Origin of the sequence: Aquabacterium sp. (genome assembly GCF_035476535.1) — a bacterium.
Taxonomy (GTDB): Bacteria; Pseudomonadota; Gammaproteobacteria; order Burkholderiales; family Burkholderiaceae_C; genus Pseudaquabacterium.
The window spans coordinates 1-21683 of sequence record NZ_DATILJ010000318.1 but is presented as its reverse complement, the minus strand read 5'-3'; the positions used below and the strand labels follow the sequence as shown (position 1 = coordinate 21683).

At 69.8% G+C, this 21683-nt stretch carries 16 protein-coding genes; 9 read left to right on the top strand and 7 right to left on the bottom strand.

Annotation, left to right across the window (positions count from 1 at the left end; genetic code table 11):
* From VLK61_RS30645 to VLK61_RS30630, 4 genes are all read left to right on the top strand, one after another.
* Positions 1-1560 (top strand): sensor histidine kinase (locus VLK61_RS30645; protein WP_325427263.1); only part of this gene is annotated, 1560 nt, incomplete at its 5' end.
* Positions 1557-2975 carry an ATP-binding protein gene (locus VLK61_RS30640; protein ID WP_325427261.1) on the top strand — a complete coding sequence of 473 codons (1419 nt, stop codon included), beginning with the start codon at positions 1557-1559 and terminating at the stop codon, positions 2973-2975. The genes VLK61_RS30645 and VLK61_RS30640, both read left to right, overlap by 4 nt.
* Positions 2976-3162: 187 nt before the next feature.
* Complete coding sequence (locus VLK61_RS30635) at positions 3163-3873, top strand: response regulator (RefSeq protein WP_325427259.1); 711 nt, start codon at positions 3163-3165, stop codon at positions 3871-3873.
* 7 nt (positions 3874-3880) lie between these two features.
* Entirely contained in the window at positions 3881-6718 is a 2838-nt protein-coding gene (locus tag VLK61_RS30630; RefSeq protein WP_325427257.1) for an ATP-binding protein, read from the top strand.
* Between the two features lie 6 nt (positions 6719-6724).
* On the opposite strand, the gene VLK61_RS30625 is transcribed toward VLK61_RS30630, so the two are convergent.
* The 3 genes from VLK61_RS30625 to VLK61_RS30615 form a co-directional block, all read right to left on the bottom strand.
* Positions 6725-9589, bottom strand: a complete 2865-nt coding sequence (locus VLK61_RS30625) for a response regulator (RefSeq protein ID WP_325427255.1) — start codon at positions 9587-9589, stop codon at positions 6725-6727.
* A 69-nt stretch (positions 9590-9658) separates the two neighbouring features.
* Positions 9659-10021 (bottom strand): PEP-CTERM sorting domain-containing protein, encoded by a 363-nt coding sequence (locus VLK61_RS30620; RefSeq protein WP_325427253.1) that lies wholly within the window; start codon positions 10019-10021, stop codon positions 9659-9661.
* Positions 10022-10055: 34 nt separating this feature from the next.
* The gene (locus VLK61_RS30615; protein WP_325427252.1) at positions 10056-10703 is read right to left on the bottom strand and encodes a LysE family translocator; all 648 of its coding nucleotides are present in this window, start codon (positions 10701-10703) and stop codon (positions 10056-10058) included.
* Between the two features lie 238 nt (positions 10704-10941).
* On the opposite strand from VLK61_RS30615, the gene VLK61_RS30610 reads away from it, so the two are divergent.
* The gene (locus VLK61_RS30610) at positions 10942-11751 is read left to right on the top strand and encodes an enoyl-CoA hydratase/isomerase family protein (RefSeq protein ID WP_325427250.1); all 810 of its coding nucleotides are present in this window, start codon (positions 10942-10944) and stop codon (positions 11749-11751) included.
* Positions 11752-11766: 15 nt separating this feature from the next.
* Here the strand turns inward: VLK61_RS30610 and VLK61_RS30605 are convergent, their stop codons facing one another.
* Complete coding sequence (locus VLK61_RS30605; RefSeq protein WP_325427248.1) at positions 11767-12198, bottom strand: PilZ domain-containing protein; 432 nt, start codon at positions 12196-12198, stop codon at positions 11767-11769.
* 200 nt (positions 12199-12398) lie between these two features.
* Here VLK61_RS30605 and VLK61_RS30600 point away from each other — a divergent pair, with 200 nt between their 5' ends.
* Entirely contained in the window at positions 12399-13223 is an 825-nt protein-coding gene (locus tag VLK61_RS30600) for an N-acyl amino acid synthase FeeM domain-containing protein (RefSeq protein ID WP_325427246.1), read from the top strand.
* 36 nt (positions 13224-13259) lie between these two features.
* Here the strand turns inward: VLK61_RS30600 and VLK61_RS30595 are convergent, their stop codons facing one another.
* Both VLK61_RS30595 and VLK61_RS30590 read right to left on the bottom strand, forming a co-directional pair.
* Positions 13260-14249, bottom strand: coding sequence for an MDR family oxidoreductase (locus VLK61_RS30595; protein ID WP_325427244.1), 990 nt, complete (start codon positions 14247-14249; stop codon positions 13260-13262).
* Between the two features lie 31 nt (positions 14250-14280).
* The gene (locus VLK61_RS30590; RefSeq protein WP_325427242.1) at positions 14281-15084 is read right to left on the bottom strand and encodes an ABC transporter substrate-binding protein; all 804 of its coding nucleotides are present in this window, start codon (positions 15082-15084) and stop codon (positions 14281-14283) included.
* Positions 15085-15148: 64 nt separating this feature from the next.
* On the opposite strand from VLK61_RS30590, the gene VLK61_RS30585 reads away from it, so the two are divergent.
* Positions 15149-16297, top strand: coding sequence for an HD-GYP domain-containing protein (locus VLK61_RS30585; RefSeq protein WP_325427240.1), 1149 nt, complete (start codon positions 15149-15151; stop codon positions 16295-16297).
* A 3-nt stretch (positions 16298-16300) separates the two neighbouring features.
* Complete coding sequence (locus tag VLK61_RS30580) at positions 16301-19582, top strand: PAS domain S-box protein (RefSeq protein ID WP_325427238.1); 3282 nt, start codon at positions 16301-16303, stop codon at positions 19580-19582.
* On the opposite strand, the gene VLK61_RS30575 is transcribed toward VLK61_RS30580, so the two are convergent.
* Positions 19576-20424: a 3-hydroxybutyryl-CoA dehydrogenase gene (locus tag VLK61_RS30575; RefSeq protein WP_325427236.1), complete on the bottom strand. Its 849-nt coding sequence runs from the start codon at positions 20422-20424 to the stop codon at positions 19576-19578. The genes VLK61_RS30580 and VLK61_RS30575 overlap by 7 nt on opposite strands.
* A gap of 98 nt (positions 20425-20522) precedes the next feature.
* Between VLK61_RS30575 and VLK61_RS30570 the strand changes: the two genes are divergently transcribed.
* The gene (locus VLK61_RS30570; RefSeq protein ID WP_325427234.1) at positions 20523-21431 is read left to right on the top strand and encodes an alpha/beta hydrolase; all 909 of its coding nucleotides are present in this window, start codon (positions 20523-20525) and stop codon (positions 21429-21431) included.
* Positions 21432-21683: the final 252 nt, after the last annotated feature.

The window sequence follows — 21683 nt, the reverse complement described above, 5'->3', positions numbered from 1 at the left end:
ATCGGCCATGCGTTGCAGACAGTGGCCGCGATGTCCTTCGCCGGCTGGGCGCAGATCGCCGTGGCCACCGCGCTGGCGATGGTGGCCGGCCTGGTGCCGGTGCGCATCCCGCGCTCGACCAACTCCTTCACCGCCGGCGAGATCTTCATCTTCCTGCTGCTGCTGATGAGCGGCCCGGCTGCCGCGGCGCTGGCTTCTGCCTGCGAAGCGCTGGTCGGCTCGTGGCGCAGTTCCAAGCGCTGGACCAGCCGCATCGCCAGCCCGGCGATGGCGGCGCTGGCGATGTTCGGTGCCGGCTCGCTGCTGCAGGCGGTGCTGCAGGCGCTGCAGCGCCACGGCCTGGCCTACGACGGGCTGCTGCTGCTGGCGGCGATCGCATTCGCCTTCGGTTACTTCATCATCAACACGCTGCTGGTGACGATGCTGCCGAGGCTCAAGCGCAACGAGCCGCTGAACCTGAGGATCTTCGTCGATTCCTTCGGCTGGCTGGGCATCGCCTATGCCGGCAATGCCTCGGTGGCGACCTTCCTGTTCCTGAGCTTCCGGCAATCGGGCATCGTCGTGGTCATCGCCGCGGTGCCGATCATCGTGATCCTGCTGACCACCGGGCACTATTTCTTCCGCCGCGAGGAGGCCGAAGAAGCGGTGCGCAAGGCGCGCGAGCAGCAGGCCATGCAGCGCCAGCAGCTGGAGAACGCGCGCCACGCCGGCATGGCCGAGATCGCCACCAACGTGCTGCACAACGTCGGCAACGTGCTCAACAGCGTCAACGTCTCCACCGAGCTGATCAGCAGCCGGCTGCTGGCCTCCGAAGTGAGCGGCCTGGTACGTGCCGTGGGCCTGCTCGACGCGCATGCCGGCGACATCGGCGACTACCTGACCAACGACAAGCGCGGCCGCATGCTGCCGGCCTACCTGAAGCAGCTGGCGCAGGCACTGGCCGAAGAGCGCCAGGGCATCGCCGACGAACTGGCCGCGCTGACGCGCAACGTCAAGCACATCAAGGAAATCGTCACCACGCAGCAGGCTTATGCCGGTGCGTCCAGCCTGGTGGAGCCGGTGCAGATCCGCGAGCTGATCGAGGACGCGCTGCGCATCGACACCGGCGGCCTGCCGGGCCGCGATGTCGAGGTGCAACGCGAGTTCGCGCCGGTGCCCGCGCTGATGCTCGACAAGCATCGCGTGCTGCTGATCCTGGTCAACCTGATCGGCAATGCGCGTCATGCGATGCAGCGTGTGCCCGGTACCGCGCACCGGCTGACGCTGCGCGTGGCGGTGGCCGACGACAAGACGCTGCAGGTGGTGGTGGCCGACAGCGGCGAAGGCATCGCCGCCGAGCACCTGACGCGCATCTTCGCGCACGGTTTCACGACCAAGAAAGACGGCCATGGCTTCGGCCTGCACAGCTGCGTGCTGGCCGCGCGCGAGATGGGCGGCACGCTGAAAGCCGCCAGTGCCGGCCCGGGGCAGGGGGCCGTCTTCACGCTCGAACTGCCGCTCAAGGAAGAAGAAACCACCGCGCCGGCCTTCGCCTTGCGCGCGCCCTCGGAGATCGCATGACCCCGCTGTACAACCGCCGCATCCTCATCGTCGACGACATGCCGACGATCCATGAAGACTTTCGCAAGATCCTCGCACCGCCGACGGCGGCCAAATCGGCGCTGGACGCCGCCCGCGCGGCGCTGTTCGGCGACGACGACGCCCCCGCGGCCGCCGCGGCGCCGCCCTTCGAGCTGGATTCGGCCTACCAGGGCCAGGAGGGCCTGGCGCTGGTGCAGGCCTCGCTGGACAAGGGCCTGCCGTATGCGATGGCCTTCGTCGACATGCGCATGCCGCCGGGCTGGGATGGTGTCGAGACCATCGAGCAGCTGTGGCGCGCCGACCCGCGGCTGCAGGTGGTGATCTGCACCGCCTATTCCGACACCTCGTGGGAAGAGGTGTTCAAGCGCCTGGATGCGCGCGACCGCTTGCTGATCCTGAAGAAGCCCTTCGACAACATCGAGGTGCGGCAGCTGGCGCACGCGCTGACCGCCAAGTGGCAGATGACGCAGCAGCTGGCGCAGCAGATCGACAGCCTGGAGGCCGCCGTCGACGAGCGCACGCGCAAGCTGACACTGGCCAACGAAGCGCTGCAATCCGAGATCGCCGAGCGCAAGCACCTGGAGGCGCAACTGGTGCAGCAGGAGAAGCTGGCCTCCATCGGCCAGCTGGCCGCCGGCGTGGCGCATGAGATCAACAACCCCATCGGCTTCATCTTCTCGAACTTCGGCACGCTGGAAGGCTATCTCGCCAGTCTGTTCCGCATGCTCGACGCCTACGAGCAGACCGCTGCCGGCCCCACACTGCGTGCGCTGCACGAGGAGCTGGAGATCGGCTACCTGAAGGAGGACGTGCCCAGCCTGATGCGCGAGTCGAAGGACGGCATCCGGCGCGTGCGCCAGATCGTGCAGGACCTGAAGGACTTCTCGCATGTCGACGCGCTGCAGGACTGGCAGCTCACGCACTTGCACCAGGGCATCGACTCGACGCTGAACGTCGTCGCCAGCGAGCTGCGCTACAAGGCCGATGTGGTCAAGGAATACGGCGAGGTGCCCGAGATCGAATGCCTGGCGACGCAGATCAACCAGGTGGTGATGAACCTGGTGGTCAACGCGGCGCATGCGATGGGCAGCGAGCGCGGCCGCATCGTCATCCGCACCGGCAGCGCCGATGGCGAGGCCTGGTTCGAGGTCGCCGACAACGGCAGCGGCATCCCGAAGGACGTGCTGCCGCGCATCTTCGACCCGTTCTTCACCACCAAGCCCATCGGCAAGGGCACCGGGCTGGGGCTGTCGCTGTCCTACGGCATCGTGCAGAAGCATCAGGGCCGCATCACGGTGGACAGTGCGCCGGGCCGCGGCACCACGTTCCGCGTCACGCTGCCGCTGCGCCACAGCATGGTGGCCGAAGCTGCGCCGGAAGCCGTGCCGGCCTGATGTGGGCAGCCGTGCCGGCTTGATGTGGCAAGCCGGGCCGGCCTGATGTGGCGAGCCCTGCCGGCCTGAGGCGGCGCGCCGACAGGGCGGCTGGCCGGCCAGCGTTTCTGTTGTATCAGCCGGGCAGGGCGCGCGGCGTGCTCCGGCATACTGGCCGCGCCTTGCGACCCTGCCCACCGCCGCTGCCATGAACCCTCCCGCCCGCCTGCTGATCGTCGATGACGAACCCGAGCTGGTCGAGGTGCTGCAGGAGTATTTTGCGGACCTCGGCCATGCCGTGCAGACAGCCGCCAACGCGCTGCAGGCGCGGGTGCTGATGACCGCGCAGCCGCCCGACCTGGCGATCCTGGACATCCGCATGCCCGGCGAGGATGGCCTGTCGCTGGCCCGCTGGGCGCGTGAACACTGCCCGCGCACCGGCCTCATCATGCTGACCACCACCGCGCAGGTGATCGACCGCATCGTCGGCCTCGAAATCGGTGCCGACGACTACCTGGGCAAGCCCTTCGACATGCGCGAGCTGCAGGCCCGCGTCACCAGCGTGCTGCGCCGGCGCGAGCTGATGCCGCTGGCCCCGGTGCCTTTGCCGCCGGGCACGGCTGTGTTCGGCCGCTGCCGGCTGAACCTGGCGCATCGCAAGCTCTACGGCCCCGATGGCGTCGAGATCCCCATCACCTCGATGGAGTTCGACCTGCTGCAGGTGCTCAGCGACAACCCGAACCGGGTGCTCAACCGCGACCAGCTGATGGAGCGCGCGCACCACAAGGACTGGGACGTGTACGACCGCTCGATCGACCTGCGCATCATGCGGCTGCGGCGCAAGATCGAGCCCGATCCGACCAAGCCCGAGGTCATCAAGACCGTGCGCGGCGCCGGCTACATGTACGTGAGAGCCTGAGCCGGCGATGGCTGCCGTACAGGCGCCCGCGGATTGGCCACCGCCTGCCGGCGAAAGTCGTTTGTCGCGCCGCACGCGCTGGTTGATGCTGGGCCTGACGCTGCCGCTGCTGGTGGTGGTGCTGGTGCTGGCCACGCTGCAGTACCGCCAGCAGCGCCAGCAGGTGCTGCACGACCTGGCGAGCGCCGGCCGCGGCCAGGCCGTGGCGCTGAACAGCGTGGCCAAGCAGGCCCAGGACCATGTGGCGCAGATGCGCGCCTGGTCCGAGGGTTACCTGACCAGCCCGCCCAGCGCGACGAGCCGGTTGCGCAGCTACTTTTCGCCGCGCCTGCACCAGCACCAGCTGGACGGCTATACGCTGGACGCCCTGCCGGCGGCGCAGCGCCCCTTCGTCGGCCAGCTGCTGTGGTTTGCCGGCGATCCGCGCCGGCCGGCCACCGGCCGCGTGCTGCTGGACCAGGCGCTGGAGTTCTTCGGTCTGGTGCGGCTGACGCACAACGTGACGCCGCACTTCCAGTGGTCCTATTTCTTTTCGGCCAACCGCGACTATGTCGCCACCTACCCCTGGGCGCCGAGCGCCGAGGTCATTGCCGCCGGCGGCAAGGACTCGCTGCTGGGCACCGTGGCCAGCTGGTTCGACTACGAGATCTTCACCGCCGGCGAGCCGCGCGCCAACCCGCAGCGCAAGCCCTACTGGACCCAGCCCTACATCGATGCCTTCGGCGCCGGCGCGATGGTCTCGCTGGGCAGCCCGGTGTATGTGCAGGAGCGCTTTGCCGGCATCGTCGGCACCGATGTCAAGCTGGCCACGCTGGCGGCGCTAGTGCGCGGCATGCCGCTGGAAGTCGGCCGGCTGTGGCTGCTGGACGCCGGCAACACCGTGCTGTGCGACTCCGCTGGCTCGGCGCCGGATGCCATTCGCCGGCTGGGCGATCTGTGGACCGGCGTCGACAGCCAGGCGCTCGCCGCCGCGCTGGCCGCCGCCAGGGCCGCGCCCGGCACCGGCCAGGGCTTCGCCGAGCACACGCTGGTCGCCCACACGCTGGCCGACGCACCCTGGACGCTGGTGTACGGCTTCAGCGATGCCGAGATCACGCGCCTGCTGCTGCCGCGCTTCGTGCCCTACGGCGTGATCGTCGCGATCCTCGGGCTGAACTTCTTCCTCGCGCTGTGGTTGCTGCGGCGCGAGCTGATCGACCCGGCGCTGGCTTTGGCCGGCTACATCCAGCAGGCCTCGGGCAATGCTGCCGCCGCCGTGCCCCGGCTGCCGCGGCTGTGGCAGCCGGCGGCGTTGGCGGTGGCCGCATCGCTGGCCACGCAGCGCGAGGCCACGCGCCGGCTGCAGGAGAGCGAAGCCTTCAAGTCGGCCATCGTCGACAACGCCCACCTGGCGGTGATCACGATGGACGAAGCTTGGCGCGTCGTCGAATTCAACCCGGCGGCCGAGGCGATGTTCGGCCACCGCCGCGCCGACGTGCTGCATCACGAGTTGGTCGACCTGCTGCTGGCGCCCGCACAGCAAGAGGCTTATCGCGAGGCACTGCGCCACGCCATGTCCACCGACAGCGGCGCGCGCCTGGGCGACCGGCGCGAAGTGACGGCCCGGCGCGCCGACGGCACACTGCTGCCGATCCAGATGTCGGTGTCGATCACGCGGGTGGCCGAGGCCACCTACTTCACCGCTTTCGCCGCCGACCTGACGGCCGAAAAGGCGGCCGAGCGCGAAATCGCCAGGCAGCGTGAAGCGCTGCGCCAGAGCGAAAAGCTTTCGGCGATGGGCGCGCTGCTGGCCGGCGTGGCGCATGAGCTGAACAACCCGCTGGCGATCCTGATGGGCCGCTCGGCCTTGCTGCAGCGCAAGGCGCTGGACCCGGCGGTGCAGGCCGACGCGCTGAAGATCCATGCTGCGGCCGACCGCTGCGGGCGCATCGTGCGCACCTTCCTCTCGATGGCCCGGCAGCGCCCGGCGCAGCGCCGCATCGTGCAGCTGGCCGATGTCGCGGCCGGCGCGGTCGACCTGGTGGGCTACAACCTGCGCAGCTCAGGCATTGAGGTCGAACAGCGCTTCGCGCCCGAGCTGCCGGCGCTCGAGATCGATGCCGACCAGATCGGCCAGGTGCTGGTGAACCTGCTGGTCAACGCGCAGCAGGCGCTGAGCAGCCAGCCCGAGCCGCGACGCGTGACGCTGCAGGCGCAGCACAGCGATGAGCAGGTGACGCTGCGCGTGGCCGACAACGGCCCCGGCGTGCCGGCCGCGCTGCGCGAGCGCATCTTCGACCCGTTCTTCACCACCAAGGCCGAGGGCGCCGGCACCGGCGTGGGCCTGTCGGTGAGCCGGGCCATCGCGCGTGAACATGGCGGCGAGCTGCGCCTGGTCGAGTCGGATGTCGGGGCCTGCTTCGAGCTTGAACTGCCGCTGGGTGCTGGCTCGGCGGAGCCCGCTGCGGCGGGCGACGAAACTCGGGCCCGCATGCTGCCGGCCGGCACCGCGCTGGTGGTCGACGACGAGCCCGAGGTGGCGCAGGTGCTGTGCGATGTGCTGCGCTCAGCGGGCTGCACGGCGGTGGCGGTGGCCAGTGGGCGCGAGGCGCTGGCCTGGCTGGACCACCACGAGTGCAGCTTCATCCTGTGCGACATCCGCATGCCCGACCTCGACGGGCCGGCGCTGTGGCGCGCGCTGCAGCAGCATCACCCGCAGATGCTGGGTCACCTGGCCTTCATCACCGGCGACACGCTGTCGGCCAGCGTCGCGCCCTTTCTGCGCGAGACCGGCCTGCCCAGCCTGGACAAGCCCTTCACGCCCGAAGAGGTGCTGGAGCTGGTCGCGCGCATCGAGCGCTTGTGAGGTTTCTCATTCGGCGTCCGCGCGTTCGGCTTGCGCCATCAGCGCATGGACGCAGGCGACGATCTCGTCCGGGTCGAAGGGCTTGTCGATCACCGGCACGCCGCTGGTCTGCACGAAGTCGTGGGCGCTGCTGCCCAGCGTGTCGCCGGTGACGGCGATCACCCGCCGCGCCAGCTGCGGGTAGCGCTGCTGGATCTGGCGGTACAGCGCCGGGCCATCCATGCCGGGCATCTTCAGGTCGCTCAGCACCAGGTCGAACGCGGCCTCGGACAGCCGCTGCAGCGCTTCTTCGCCGCCATGGGCCAGCGTCACGTGGTGGCCGTGCTCGGCCAGGATCTCGCGCAGGATCTCGGCAATCTCGACCTCGTCGTCGACCACCAGGATCTGCAGCGGCCGGCTGCGTGCCGGGCGTTCGGCCGCTACCGCGGGCGGGGTGGGCGCCGCGTGGTGCAGCGTCGGCAGGCTCAGCACGAAGGTGGCGCCGCTGCGGGGGCTGGTGTCCAGCCGCAATGTGCCGCCATGGGCCTGCACGATGCCCAGGCTTACCGACAGGCCGACGCCGGTGCCGGCGCCGACCGGCTTGGTGGTGAAGAAGGGCTCGAAGATGCGCCCGGCCAGTTCCGGCGGCACGCCGGGGCCGCTGTCGCTCACTTCAACCGTCAGCATCGCTTCGCCGGGCACGGCGCGGGTGCACACCGTCAGCTGCCGCGGGCCGGTGCCGGTGGCCATCGCCTGCTGGGCATTGCTGAACAGGTTCAGGAACACCTGGGCCAGCTGGTCGGCATCGGCCAGCACCGGCGGCAGTCCGCTGGCCAGCCGCGTCTGCACCTGCACGCCGCCGCTCTGCAGTGTGTAGGCCAGCACGTCGATGGCGTCGGCGATGACGCCGTTGATGTCGGTAGGCCGGCGCTCGGCCTCCTGCTTGCGCGCCATCGCCAGAAAGGTCTTGACGATGCGCGCGCAGCGTTCGGCGGCCTGGCGGATCTTGCTGGCGGTGTCACGGTCGGCCGCGCTGGCGGCCGCGCTCTGCAGCTGGATGGCGCGGCCCACCACCACCGCCAGCGGGTTGTTCAACTCGTGCGCCACGCCGGCCAGCAGGCCGCCCAGCGCCGAGAGTTTTTCGCTCTGGTGCAGGGCTTCGCGCTGCTGCGCCAGCGCTTCTTCGGCCTGGACGGTCTCGGATATGTCGCGGATGTTGAGCACCAGCCCGGCCACCGCCGGGTGCTGGCGCAGGTCGGTATCGACCATTTCCAGCGTGCGCCACTGGCCGTTGGCATGGTGGGCGCGGACCAGCGTGGCCTTGCCGCTCGGCTGCAGCAGGCGCGCGCGCAGCTGGGGCACGTCGTCGGGGTGCATGCGATCGAAGGCGCTGTGGCCGATCAGGCTTGCCGCATCGCTGCCGAGCATCTTCTCGACCGACGGGCTGACGTAGCTGAAGCAGGCCGCCTCGTCGATCACCGCGATGACGTCGGACGCGTTGTCGGTCATCGCGCGCCAGCGCTCCTCGTTCAGCCGCAGCGAGGTCAGCGCGGCTTCGATGCGGTCCTTGTCCTCGCGCAACGCGGCGTCGCGCTGGGCCACCTTCTCGGTCATGTCGTTGAAGGCATGGGCCAGCCGGCCCAGTTCGTCGTCGCGCCGGCTTGGCAGGCGCACGCTGGTGTCGCCGGTGGCCAGGCTTTCGGCGGCGCGGGTCAGCGCGCCCAGCGGCGCGGCCACCTGGCGCCGCAGCACGAGGGCAAAGATCAGCAGCAGGCTCAGCAGCACGCCGAAGCCGGCGCCCAGCGCCCACAGCGCCGGCCCCAGTGCACGCTGGCGCAGCAGGGCGCCGGGCAAGGTGGCGGCGACGTACCAGTCCGGACCCTCGATGCGGGCGAGGCCGAAGTAGGTGTCGCTGGCCTGGTTGTAGCCGGCCTGGGGTGCGCGGTCGGCCTCGCGCCGCGCGGCCTGCAGTGCGGCCGCCAGCGGGCTGTCCAGCTGCGCCAGCATGAATTTGCCGACCTGCGGCGACAAGCGCTCGCCCATCGCGGTGTCGGCGATCAGCGTGCCACCGGCGGCAAAGATCAGCGTGCGGCCGTGGCTCACGGAGCCCGGCGCGGTGCCAGGCATCACGCGGCCCAGGAAATCGTTCAGCAGCATCGTCGAGCCCACGGTGGCCAGATGACGCTGGCCGATATGGATCGGCGTCAGCGCGGTGAACACCGGGCCCGCTCCGGTCGGCACCTCGGCATCGACCAGCGGCGTGGCCCAGCGCGTGGCAGCGCCTGGCGCGGCCGGGGCGTAGGCGATGCGGCCCCATTCGAAATCGAGATGGCTGAAGCTTTCGCCGATGTCGAAGATCCAGTTCGGGTACAGCACCGGGTCGTAACCCATGTTCGACTCGTCGGGCAGGCCGACGAAGAACAGGTTGTCGCGGCGCAGCGCTGCACCCGGCCCATAGGTCTGCGACAGGTCGTAGAACAGCACCATGCGCCGACGCAAGTCGTCGCTGAGCGGGCTGTTGCGGTGCACCCAGCCGGTGGGGTACAGGCGGCCGTCGGCGATCTCCCGGCGGTTGCGCCAGGCCCCGTCGGGGTAGCGGGCCATCAGCGTGTCGAAGCGCCGGCCGGCGGCGGCGTTCTGGTAGCTCGGCCACTTCTGCGCAAAGGCCTGGCGCACGGCCTCATGCGTCTCGGCCGTGTGGCGCAGCACGCGCTCGGCGACGCGGGCGCGTTCGCTGACCAGCGCGATCAGGTGCTGCGTCTCGGTGGCCTCGACCTGGCGGAACAGCAGCCAGGTGCCCAGCAGGCTGGCCAGCAGCAGCACGGCCGCACCGGCCAGCGCCAGGCGCAGCAGGGTCTTGCCGGTGACGGTGCGCAGGAAGCTGAGGTTCATCGCGGGCCGCGGTGCGGTCGAAAGGGGCGCGCGAAACATAGCAGAGGATGCGCGCGAGCCGCCTGGGCTTCAGCGCCGCCGCTGAGCCCGCAGCAGCGCAGCCAGCGCCAGGCCGGCCAGGGCCAGGGACGATGGCTCGGGCACGCTGCCGTGCGGGTCGAAGGCCACGTAGTCGTAGACCAGCCGCAACTGCCCGATGCCGCCGCGGTCGACGCGGTCGGCCCAGATCGTCTGGCCCCAGGACGAGATCGATGCCTTGTTCTCGAACACGACGCTGGCGCCATCGTAGGCGGTGAGCGGGCCGGAGCCGAAGTTCAGGTCCTGCACGATGACTGCCGCCGGCGCGGGAAGCGACAGGCCGGCCAGCACGCAGGTGGCGCCCACCAGCACGATGGCGCGAAGCGGTGAGGAAAGGAATGACGAGGCATGCATCGGATGTCCTTGTGGAAGTGAAAGCGTCGATCGATCAATGGCCGAGTACCGGCCGTGCAAGGCCCAGCGCCAGGCCGACGCTGACCAGCACAGCGCCGCTGGCCCGCTGAAACAGCTGCAGCCGGCGCGGGTCGGCCAACCAGTGCAGCAGCCGCTGGCCGAGCGCGGCATAACCGCTCATCGCCAGGCCGTCGATCAATGCCCAGGTCACGAACATGCAGGCCACTTGCGGCGCGCGGGCGGCGTCGGGATCCAGGAACTGCGGCAACAAGGCGCCGAAGAACAGCAGGTCCTTGGGGTTGCTGATGCCGAGCAGGAAACCGTCGCGGCACAGCGCCGGCAGCGTCTTCGCTGGGCTGCGGCCAGACTGCGCCGCAGCGGGCTCGGGCAGTGCCTGCGCCATCGCCCGCCAGGTGCTGACGCCCAGCAGCATCAGGAAAGCCGCACCGCAGGCCCGGGCGATCTCGAACGCCAGTGGCGCGGACACCAGCAGCTGCCAGAGCCCGAGTGCGCTCAGGCCCATCAGCACCGCGGCCGACAGGGTGCCGCCCAGCACGGTGGCCAGCGTGCGCCGGCTGCCGTGGCGCAGGCCGTGGTTCACGCACAGCAGCGCGGCCGGCCCGGGCAGCACGATGACCATCAGCGCCACGCCCGCGTAGAGCGTCCAGGTTTGCAGATCCATGACGAAGTCCCGATCCAACAGGGTGGAAAACCAGCCAGCGCCAGAGGCGGCTGGGATGTCGGGAAGTCTGGCGATCGGCGGTATCGGTTCGACTGCTGCGCGCACTCGGCACCACTTCAATCGTCAGCGCCGGCGGCAACGGCTGAAGCAGTGTTTCAGGCGATGGCTACGGGCGGGCGGCGACGCTTGCTGCGAAACTCCGGGCATCGACAGACGATGTCAACACCGGTGAAGTGACATGAGCACCACGCTGCAAGCGCTCGACTACCAGGTTCAGGATCACGTGGCGACGATCACGCTGAACCGCCCACAAGCCCGCAACGCGATCAGCGCCGAGATGAAGGCCGCGTTGGCCGAGGTGGTGCCCGCCATCGTCGCCGACAGCAGCGTCCGCGCGGTGATCCTGACCGGCGCCGGCGGCGCCTTCTGCGCCGGCGGCGACTTGCGCGGCATGGCCGAAGCCCGGCCGACGATGACCCACGAAGGCTGGCGCCAGCGCATGCTGGACGTGCAGCCCTGGCTCAGCGCCCTGATCCAGCTGGACCGGCCGGTGATTGCGGCGGTCGACGGTGCGGCCTACGGCGCCGGCTTCGGCCTGGCACTGGCCGCGGACTTCGTGCTCGCCAGCCCGCGGGCACGCTTCTGCCTGTCGTTCATGCGCGTCGGCCTGGGCCCGGACTTCGGCGCCGTCTACACACTGCCGCGGGTGGTGGGCGTGCAGCGCGCAAAGGAGCTGATGCTGTCGGCCCGCGAGGTGGATGCCGAAGAGGCGCTGAAGCTGGGCATCGTGATGGAGGTGCTGCCGGCGGAGAGCCTGATGCCGCGGGCCCGGGCCCTGGCCCGCAGCTTTGCCGGGGCCTCGCCGCTGGCCACGCGGCTGATCAAGCAGGATGTGGCGCAGTCGCTGGCCAGCGACCTGCCGACCATGCTGGCGCTGGAAGCCGAGCACCAGGCGCAATGCTTCGGCAGCGCATACCAAGCCGATGCGGTGCAGCGCTTCCTCGACAAGCAGCCGCCGGCGTTTCGCTGGCCGGATGCCGGCAGCTGACCGCGCCCGGCCCGTTCAGTGCACCTGGCCGGTGCCGATCTGCGGAAACTCGGCGGCGTACTTGGCGATCCATTCGGCCGCCGCGTCTTCCAGGCTGACCTCGCGGCCCTCCTGGCGCAGCGCCGACTTGCGGTAGTCCTCGATGTGGCAGATCTGTTCGACCATGCGGGCGCGGAAGGCGTCGTCGGCGTCGAGAAAGGTCACACCCAGCTCATAGCCCTCGGTGTCGCCCGGTCTGCACCAGGCCACCCGCGCCCGGGCTTCGAAGGCCGGTTGCACATACCGGATGCGGATCTCCACCTGGACACCGGGATCGACCGCCAGGTCCGAATGCACCGCCAGGCCGCCCTGGCTGATGTCGTGGGTGTGGAAGGCCAAAGCGGCCTGCGCCTCGCCGATACCGATCTCGACCGGCACGTCGACCGGATGTCGAATGAATTGCCTCATCGGAACTCCCCTGGAGCGCCGCCAGTGTAGGCCGATTGGCGGGCGTTGTCGGCGCGGCGCGGTCCTCCGCTCCTCCTATCCCCTAGGTGCGGGAGGCCGAGAACTCTGTCGCCTTAGTTCGGAAAGTTACAACTCGTTCGCGGCTATCATCGTGACTTGTGCACCCATTTGGGACACCGTCGCCGGAGGGCGAGGACACCTTGAAATCCAGCACCATCATTGCCGCATCGCTGATGTGGCGCCGCAATTCCGGCAGCATGCTGGTCGAGAGCCCACGCATCGACCTGCTGCCCGATGGTGCCCCCGGTCCGCGGCGATTCAAGATCAAGGTGGCCGACCAGAAGGGGCGGCGTGGCCTGGTCGACAGCCTGCTGAAACATCGTTACGCCTGGCGCGGCTACAAGGTCGCCGGCCTGCCGACCGACCCCTCGGTCCACAAGTTCACGCTGGCGGCGATGGAGAACGATGCCTCGATCGGCACCATCACCGTCTCCTTCGATAGCTCGGACAAGCTGGCCAGCGACGATTCCTTCGCCGAGGAGGTCAATGCGCTGCGGGCTCAGGGCAAGAAGCTGTGCGAGTTCACCAAGCTCGCCGTCGACCCCACCACGGCCACCAAGCGCGTGCTCGCTGCGTTGTTCCATGTGGCCTACATCGTGGCCCATCGCATCCGCGGTTACGACACGCTGCTGATCGAGGTGAACCCCCGCCACGTGCGCTACTACGAGCGCATGCTGGGCTGCAAGGTGCTCGGCAGCGAGCGGCTCAACCGTTCGGTGCGCGCACCGGCGGTGCTGCTGTCGGTGGAGTTTTCATACATCCTGAGCCAGATCGGCGAGTTCGGCGGCCAGCCCGAGCGCGCGGCCAGCGAACGTTCGCTCTACCCGTTTGCGTTTTCGCTGACCGAAGAGGCCAGCATCATGGGCCGCATGAAGACGGTACAGGACATGCGCGACCAGCAGAACGGCAAGGCCGATGGCGAGCGCGAAGAAGAGGACCTGCCCTCCGATCTGATGCCGGGGTAGTGTGTTGACGCCCGGCCGCCTGGTGGCCGCGCGGACCTATCTCCAGACGTCGACAATGGTGCGGCCGCGCACCTGGCCGGCGATCAGTTGAGGTGCATAGCCGATCACCTCGCTGAGGCCGATCTCGGTGCTCATGGCTTCCAGTGTGGCCAGGTCCAGATGCCGGGCCATCAGTGCCCAGGCCTGGGCGCGCAGCGGGTTGGGCACCAGCACGCTGTTGATGCCGTAAAGCGTGACGCCGCGCAGGATGAAGGGCATCACGGTGCTCGGGAAATCACCGCCCTGGGCCAGGCCGCAGGCGGCCACCGCGCCGTACTGGCGGGTGGCGGCGCAGGCATTGGCCAGCGTGTGGCTGCCGACGGTATCGACCACGCCGGCCCAGGCTTCCTTCTGCAACGGCTTGCCGGGCTGCGTGAACTCGTTGCGATCGACGATGCGCGCGGCGCCCAGGCCTTGCAGGTAGTCGGCCTCCTGCGCCCGCCCGGTCGAGGCCACGACGCTGTAGCCCATGGCGGCCAGCAGCGCCACGGCGATCCCGCCGACACCGCCCGCCGCGCCGGTGACCAGCACCTCGCCGTCCCCCGGCTGCAGGCCATGGCGCTGCAGCGCCTGAACGCACATCGCGGCGGTGAAGCCGGCGGTGCCGACGGCCATCGCCGTGCGCGGCGTGAACGGCGCCGGAATCTTCAGCAACCAGCCGGTGTCCAGGCGCTGGCGCTGCGTCAAACCGCCCCAGTGGTTTTCGCCCAGGCCCCAGCCGGTGGCGACCACCGCGTCGCCCACCTGCCACTCGGGGTTGAGGCTGGCCGCCACCGTGCCGGCCAGGTCGATGCCAGGCACCAGCGGCCAATTGCGCACCACCGCGCCGCGGCCGGTGATGGCCAGTGCGTCCTTGTAGTTCAGCGTCGAGTGCGTGACGTCCACCGTCACCGCCCGCTCGGGCAGCCGCGCATCGTCCATCTCGACCAGCTCGGCGTGGGTCTTGCGATCTTCGGTCTGGCTCAGCAGCAGGGCCTGGAATCTCATGGTGTGTCCCTCGTCAAGGTCTTCAAGAAAGTCACGCTGCCCGGCGCAGCGCCCAGCCGGCAATGATGCCCTGAAGGGCCGCCAGGCCGTCGGTCAGCGCGGCGGGGCCGGGCTGCAGGATCAGCGGCGACTTGATCTCGTGCAACTCACCGTCGCGCACGGCCGGCACCTGTTGCCAGCCGGGCCGCGCGCGCACATGTTCGGGCCGGAACTTCTTGCCGCACCAGGAGCCGATGATGATGTCCGGCGCCATGGCCGGCACCTCCAGCGCATCGGCGACGATGCGGTCGCGGCCCAGGCCGGCGGCGGCGCGCGCCGGGAAGATGTCGTCGCCGCCGGCGATGCCGACCAGCTCGCTGACCCAGCGGATCGCGCTGATCTGCGGCTCGTCCCACTCCTCGAAGTACACCCGTGGCCGCCGCGGCAGCATGGCACTGGCGGCGCGCACCGCGTCCACCTGGGCCGCCAACCGGGCGGCATAGGCCGCGGCGGCTTCGCCACACCCCACCAGCGCGCCCAGGCGCTGCACATAACCCAGGATGCCGGCGACCGAGCGGTGGTTGCTGATCCACACCTCGACGCCGGCCTTGATCAGGGCCGAGGCGATATCGGCCTGCATGTCGGAGAAACCGATCGCCAGGTCCGGCTTCAGTTCCAGGATGCGATCGATCTTCGCGCTGGTGAAGGCGCTGACGCGCGGCTTCTCCTGCCGCGCCTGGGCCGGCCGCACCGTGAAACCCGAAATGCCGACGATGCGGTGCTGCTGCCCCAGCGCGTACAGCACCTCGGTGGGCTCTTCGGTCAGGCAGACGATGCGTTCGGGCGTGGCGTGCATGCCGGCGATTCTGCATGGGCGGCGCGCACTATTCCCTCCTGCCGATAGCACCTGCACAGGTAGGATGGGGCAGGGAGGCGAGCCAGTGACCCTGCCGCTCGTGTTGATCGTCGACGACAACCCCGAGAACCTGACGGTGATCGGTGAACTGCTGCAGCCGCACCATGCGGTTCGCGCGGCCAACAGCGGTGCGCGCGCGCTGAAGCTGGCGGTCATGGCGCCGCAGCCGCAGCTGGTCCTGCTCGACGTGATGATGCCGGAGATGGACGGCTACGAAGTGCTCGAACGCCTGCGCAGCGACCCCGCGACGGCCGATATCCCGGTGATGTTCCTGACCGCGCTGGACGACCAGGCCGACGAGGAGCGCGGCCTGAAGCTGGGTGCGGTGGACTACGTGACCAAGCCGATCCACCCGCCGATCCTGCTGGCCCGCGTGGACACGCAGCTCGAACTGGCGCAGGCCCGCAAGCTGATGCGTGACCGCAATGTCTGGCTGGAAGCCGAGGTGGCGCGGCGCATGGGCGAGAACCAGCTGATCCAGGATGTCAGCATCCATGCGCTGGCGCGGCTGGCCGAGATCCGCGACCCCGAAACCGGCAACCACCTGCTGCGCACCCAGGGCTATGTGCGTGCGCTGGCGCGCCGGCTGCAGCACCACCCGCGTTTCGTGGCAATGCTGACCGACCACACCATCGAGCTGCTGGCCAAATCGGCGCCGTTGCACGACATCGGCAAGGTCGGCATCCCCGACCACATCCTGCTCAAGCCCGGCAAGCTCGATGCGCAGGAGTGGCTCGTCATGCAGACCCATGCCGGCCTGGGCGCCGAGGCCATCGAACATGCCGAGACCGACGTGGCGCGGCCGGTGGAGTTCCTGACACTGGCCAAGCAGATCGCGCGCAGCCACCATGAACGCTGGGACGGCCTGGGCTACCCCGATGGCCTGGCCGGCGACGACATCCCGGTGGCCGCGCGGCTGATGGCGCTGGCCGATGTCTTCGATGCGCTGATCTCGCGCCGCGTCTACAAGCCGCCGTTCCCGCATCAGCAGGCCTACCAGATGATCGTCAAGGAGCGTGGCCTGCACTTCGACCCCGATGTGGTGCAGGCCTTCATCGACGGCTTCGACGAGTTGCGGGCCATTGCCGAGGCCCACGCCGATTCGGATGAACACGTCGCGGCCAAGCTGGCCAGCGTCGGCGGCCAGCGCTGAAGCATGAGCCTGCCGTGGCTGCTGATCGGCCTGGCCGTGCTGGTCGACGCGCTGCTGGTCTTCCAGCGGCCGCCGGGCTGGGAGACCGGGCTGCACCTGGTGCCGGTGCTGCTGCTGCTGGTCGCGGCCGCGCAGCAGCTGCGCGCGCGGCGGGCCTCGCGCCGCCTTGACGCACTGCGCGAGGAAGAAGCGGCGCGGCGGCGCTTCTTCTTCGACCATTCGCGCGATGCGGTCTTCGTCGTCGACATGCAGGCCCATGTCGTCGAGGCCAACGCCAGCTTCTGCGAGCTGCTGGGCTACACGGCTGAGGATCTGCAGGCGCTGCACATCTGGGACTTCGACATCCTGCACTCGCGTGAACGTGCGCTGGCCGCGGTCGCGCGCGAGTCTCCACAGCTGCAGACCTTCGAGACGCGCTGGCAGCCACGCCAGGGTGACGCGATGGATGTGGAGATCAGCATCAACCGCATCCACGTGCGCGGCCGCCGACTGGTGCTGTGCGTGGCGCGCAACATCACCCAGCGCAAGCAGGCCGAGCAGATGCTGCGCAAGCTGTCGCTGGCGGTGGAGCAAAGCCCGAACGCCATCGTCATCATGAATCCCCAGGGTCGCATCGAGTACGTCAACGAGGCCCACGAGCGCATTAGCGGTTATCGGCGTGACGAGGTGCTGGGCCGCAACCCGCGCCTGAAGGCCGCGCGCACCGACGACCCGGACTTCTACGCCGCGATGCTGGCGCTGGGTGAACGCCGCGACGCCTGGTCCGGCGAGCGCCTGGCCGTGCGCAAGAGCGGCGAGGCCTACCACGAGTACCTGACCGTGCTACCGCTGCGCGAACCGGATGGCCTCGTGACGCACTTCGTCGCGATCGAGGAAGACATCAGCGAGCGCAAGCGCATCGAAGCCGAGCTGGTGCGCCATCGCGACCACCTCGAGGAAGCCGTGGTCGAGCGCACGCAGGAACTGCAGCAGGCGGTGCACGCGCACACCGAGAGCGAGTTGCGCCTGCAGGCCCTGAACGAGCAGCTCACCGCCGCGCGCGACCGCGCCGAGGCCGCCAACCGCGCCAAGACCGCCTTTGTCGCCAACATGAGCCACGAGATCCGCACGCCGATGAACGCCATCATCGGCCTGACCCACCTGATGCAGCGCGAGCCGCGCAATCCCTCGGACGCCGAACGCCTGGGCAAGATCACCGAGGCCGCGCACCATTTGCTGGATGTGATCAACGATGTGCTGGACCTGTCGAAGATCGAATCCGGCAAGCTGCGGCTCGAACGCACCAACTTCCTGATCGACACGGTGATCTCGCGCAGCTGCGCGCTGACCGCCGAACGCGCCCGCGCCAAGGGGCTGGAACTGGTGGTGGCCAGCGCCGGCGTGCCGCGCTATTTGCTGGGCGACCCGACCCGGCTGTCGCAGGCGCTGCTGAACCTGCTGAGCAATGCGGTGAAGTTCACCGAGCGCGGCTCGGTGCTGCTGCGCTACGAACTGCTGCAGGCGCGTGACGACGCCATCCAGCTGCGCTTTGCGGTGCACGACACCGGCGTCGGCGTGCCGCCCGACAAGCTGGACGTGCTGTTCAATGCCTTCGAGCAGGCCGACAGCTCCACCACCCGGCGTTTCGGCGGCAGCGGCCTGGGGCTGGCGATCACGCGGCGGCTGGCCCGGCTGATGGAAGGCGAGGTGGGCGTCGAGAGCGAGGTCGGTGTTGGCAGCTGCTTCTGGTTCACCGCCTGGCTGGAACGCGGCCATGACGCAGAACCGGCGCGCCAGGCCGACGCCCGGCTGGCCGGCCTGCGGGTGCTGTTGGTGGATGACCTGGCGCCGGCGCGTGAGGCGCTGGCCGGCATGCTGCAGCAGCTGGGCCTGCGCGTCGATGCCGTGGCCAGCGCGGCCGACGCGCTGGCCCGGCTGGCCGCCACGCCGGCCGAGCCCGGTACCGGCCATGCCTGCGACCTGGTGCTCAGCGACTGGCCGCTGCCGGAGCCCCACGCCGGCTTCAACCTGCAACGCCTGCGCCTGGCCAGCCGCAACCCGGGCTTGGGCTGCCTGCTGCTGCTGGCCCAGGACGACCCGACCCTGCGGCAGGCCGCCGTAGAGGCCGGCTTCGATGCGTTCTGCGCCAAGCCGGTGATGCCGGCCTTGCTGCGCAGCAGCCTGCTGCAGTTGTTGATGCAGCACCGCGCCGCGGCACCCGCGCCCAGCCGCGCGAACTTCGCGGTACGGCCCGACTTCGGCGGCGCGCAGGTGCTGCTGGCCGAGGACAACAACGTCAACCAGGAAGTCGCCGTCGAGCTGCTGAAGGCGGTGGGGCTGCAGGTCGACGTCACCAACAACGGCCGCGAGGCCGTCGCCCGCGCCGGTGCGAAGGCCTATGCGCTGATCCTGATGGATGTGCAGATGCCCGAGCTCGACGGGCTCAAGGCCACGCAGCACATCCGCGCGCTGCCGAAGCACGCCAACACGCCGATCCTGGCGATGACCGCCAATGCCTTTGGCGACGACCGCAATGCCTGCCTGGCCGCCGGCATGAACGATCACATCGGCAAACCGGTGGACCCGCGGCTGCTGTACGAGATGCTGGCGCGCTGGTTGCCGGCCGTGCCGGCGGGCGCCGCAGCGGTGACGGCCGATACGGCGCAGCCGGCGGCCCGTTCAGCGCCGGTGCTGGCGATTCCGGGCATCACCATGTCACGCGCGCTGCTGTACCTGCCGGGCCGCGACGACGTGTTCGTGCGCGTGCTGCAGCAGTTTGCGGACAACTACGCCCCCGGCCTGCCGACGCTGCAGCCGCTGCTGGACGCCGGCGACACCGATGCCGCGCGCAAGCTGGTGCATGCGCTGCGGGGCGCCTGCGGCGCGGTGGGCGCGACGACCCTGATGGCTCGTGCCCAGGCGTTGGAGCTGGTCCTGCGGCCCGAAGGGCAGGGCGCGGAGTCCCCGCCCCCCCTGCAGGCTGCCGCAGGCGCGCTGCAGAGCGAGCTGGCCTCGCTGGTTCAGGCCATCCGGCGGCACCTGCCGGCTGCATCGGCGCCACCACGCGCTGTGGCGGCGCCGGCCTCGGCCGAACTCGATGCGGCCTGCCAGGCACTGGAGGCCGCGCTGCGCATCGCCGATTTCGGTGCCAATGCGCGCTTTCGCGAACTGGCGCCGCTGCTGCGCGCCGGATTCGGCGCAGCCGCGGTGCAGGCTGTGGACGATGCCTTGCGCCGTTATGACCACGACGCCGCGCTGTCAGCGCTGCGGGCGATGCGGGCGGCCGCGCTGGAGCTGCGTCAGTAGCGGTACACGCCGCGCCCGGTCTTGCGGCCCAGCCAGCCGGCGGCCACCATCTCCTTGAGCAGCGGCGCCGGGCGGTACTTGGAATCGGCGTACTGCTCGACGTAGACGTTCATCACCGCCAGGCAGACGTCCAGCCCGATCATGTCGGCCAGCGCCAGCGGGCCGATCGGCTGGTTGCAGCCCAGCTTCATGCCGGCATCGATGTCCTCGGCCGTGGCCAGGCCCTCGGCCAGCACGAAGAAGGCCTCGTTGATCATCGGCACCAGGATGCGGTTGACCACGAAGCCGGGCGCGTTCTTCACCGTGATCGGCGTCTTGCCCAGGGCCACGGCCAGCGCCTTCACCGCGTCGTGCGTCGCGTCGCTGGTCTGCAGGCCGCGGATGATTTCCACCAGCGCCATCAGCGGCACCGGGTTGAAGAAGTGCATGCCGATGAAGCGATCGGCGCGCTGCGTGGTGGCCGCCAGCTGGGTGATCGAGATCGAACTGGTGTTGGTGGCAATGATCGTCTCGGCCGGCAGCAGCGCATCCAGCTGGCCGAGGATCTTGATCTTCAGCGCCTGGTTCTCGGTGGCGGCTTCGATCACCAGCTGCGCGGCCTTCAGGTCCTCGTAGTTCGTCGAGCCCTGGATGCGGGCCAGCGCGGCGTCCTTGTCGGCGGCCGTCATCTTGTCCTTCTTGATCAGCCGGTCCAGGCTGGCCGACACGGTGCCGACGCCGCGTTGCACTGCGGCATCGTTGATGTCGACCATCACGACGGAGAGGCCGCGGACGGCGCAGGCCTGCGCGATGCCGTTGCCCATGGTGCCGGCGCCGACGACGCCGATGGTGGTGATGTTCATGTCAGGAGTGCTCCGTGGAGGGCTTGAAAATGCGGGGTGGAGGCGATTATCCGGCGCCGTCTGCATCCAGAATCGACAGGCTGACGTAGCTGCTGCTCATGAAGATCCGACATCTGTTTCTCGGTGCTGCCGCCGTGCTCGCGGCGGCCGCGGCGCTGGTGCTGGCCTCGCCGGCCGTGGCGCTGAACGGCCTGGCGGCGGTGAACAGCCTGCGCGTGGCGCACGCGCTGGCCTACGGCAGCCTGCCGCGCCAGCGCTACGACCTGTACCGGCCGGCATCGGCCGCGCCGCCCGGCGGCTGGCCGCTGGTGGTGTTCTTCTACGGTGGTGCCTGGAACCGCGGCGAGCGGGCCGACTACCGCTTCGTCGGCGAGGCGCTGGCCGCGCGCGGCATGCTGGTGATGGTGGCCGACTACCGGCTGCACCCCGAGGTCAAGTACCCCGAGTTCCTGCACGATTGCGCCCAGGCCACCGCGCATGCCTTGGGCCAGGCCCGGTCCTGGGGCGCCGACGACAAGCGCATCTACCTGATGGGCCACAGCGCCGGCGCCTACAACGTGGCGATGCTGGCACTCGATGCACGCTGGCTGGCGCCCACCGGCCACAGCGCGCGGGAGCTGGCCGGCTGGATCGGCCTGGCCGGGCCCTACGACTTCCTGCCGATCAAGACGCCGGAAGTGCAAGCTGCCTTCCACCACCCGAACGTGCCGCCCGATTCGCAGCCGCTGCGCCACATCGCGCCCGATGCTGCCGTGCCCGGTGTGCCGGCGCTGCTGATCGTCGGCGCCAAGGACCAGCGCATCGATCCGGTGCGCAACACCCGCGGCCTGGCCATCGCCCTGCGCGAGGCCGGCACCGCGGTGCGGCTGCGGGAGTACGACGGCCTCAGCCACGAAACCGCGGTGGCCGCGCTGGCCTGGCCGCTTCAGCGCTTGGCGCCGGTGCTCGACGAGGTGGCCGACTTCGTGCAGGCCTCGGCGCCGCTGAAGACCTTCGCGCGGCGCTAGACGGGCCGCATGGGCCTGAGGTGGCCGGAATTGGCCGGAAGTGGCCGGAAGTGGCCGGCGGCGAGGCGCCCAGTCTCGCGGACGGTACTTTTGTACCGCGCGCGGCACCATTCGCCGCAATCGGGTGCTGCGATTGGCGCGAGCTTTGCTATGGTCGCGCTTGTCGCATGAACGAAAACTTACACCTTCTGGTCGTCGATGACCATGCCGTGGTCCGCCTGGGCCTGGCGCAGCTGCTGCGTGGCCTGCGCG

What these genes read in the sequence shown, in the direction of transcription:
- VLK61_RS30640 (WP_325427261.1), top strand. Translation starts at nt 1,557, where the DNA reads ATGACCCCGCTGTACAACCGCCGCATCCTCATCGTCGACGACATGCCG.
- VLK61_RS30635 (WP_325427259.1), top strand. Translation starts at nt 3,163, where the DNA reads ATGAACCCTCCCGCCCGCCTGCTGATCGTCGATGACGAACCCGAGCTG.
- VLK61_RS30630 (WP_325427257.1), top strand. Translation starts at nt 3,881, where the DNA reads ATGGCTGCCGTACAGGCGCCCGCGGATTGGCCACCGCCTGCCGGCGAA.
- VLK61_RS30625 (WP_325427255.1), bottom strand. Translation starts at nt 9,589, where the DNA reads ATGAACCTCAGCTTCCTGCGCACCGTCACCGGCAAGACCCTGCTGCGC.
- VLK61_RS30620 (WP_325427253.1), bottom strand. Translation starts at nt 10,021, where the DNA reads ATGCATGCCTCGTCATTCCTTTCCTCACCGCTTCGCGCCATCGTGCTG.
- VLK61_RS30615 (WP_325427252.1), bottom strand. Translation starts at nt 10,703, where the DNA reads ATGGATCTGCAAACCTGGACGCTCTACGCGGGCGTGGCGCTGATGGTC.
- VLK61_RS30610 (WP_325427250.1), top strand. Translation starts at nt 10,942, where the DNA reads ATGAGCACCACGCTGCAAGCGCTCGACTACCAGGTTCAGGATCACGTG.
- VLK61_RS30605 (WP_325427248.1), bottom strand. Translation starts at nt 12,198, where the DNA reads ATGAGGCAATTCATTCGACATCCGGTCGACGTGCCGGTCGAGATCGGT.
- VLK61_RS30595 (WP_325427244.1), bottom strand. Translation starts at nt 14,249, where the DNA reads ATGAGATTCCAGGCCCTGCTGCTGAGCCAGACCGAAGATCGCAAGACC.
- VLK61_RS30590 (WP_325427242.1), bottom strand. Translation starts at nt 15,084, where the DNA reads ATGCACGCCACGCCCGAACGCATCGTCTGCCTGACCGAAGAGCCCACC.
- VLK61_RS30585 (WP_325427240.1), top strand. Translation starts at nt 15,149, where the DNA reads ATGGGGCAGGGAGGCGAGCCAGTGACCCTGCCGCTCGTGTTGATCGTC.
- VLK61_RS30580 (WP_325427238.1), top strand. Translation starts at nt 16,301, where the DNA reads ATGAGCCTGCCGTGGCTGCTGATCGGCCTGGCCGTGCTGGTCGACGCG.
- VLK61_RS30575 (WP_325427236.1), bottom strand. Translation starts at nt 20,424, where the DNA reads ATGAACATCACCACCATCGGCGTCGTCGGCGCCGGCACCATGGGCAAC.
- VLK61_RS30570 (WP_325427234.1), top strand. Translation starts at nt 20,523, where the DNA reads ATGAAGATCCGACATCTGTTTCTCGGTGCTGCCGCCGTGCTCGCGGCG.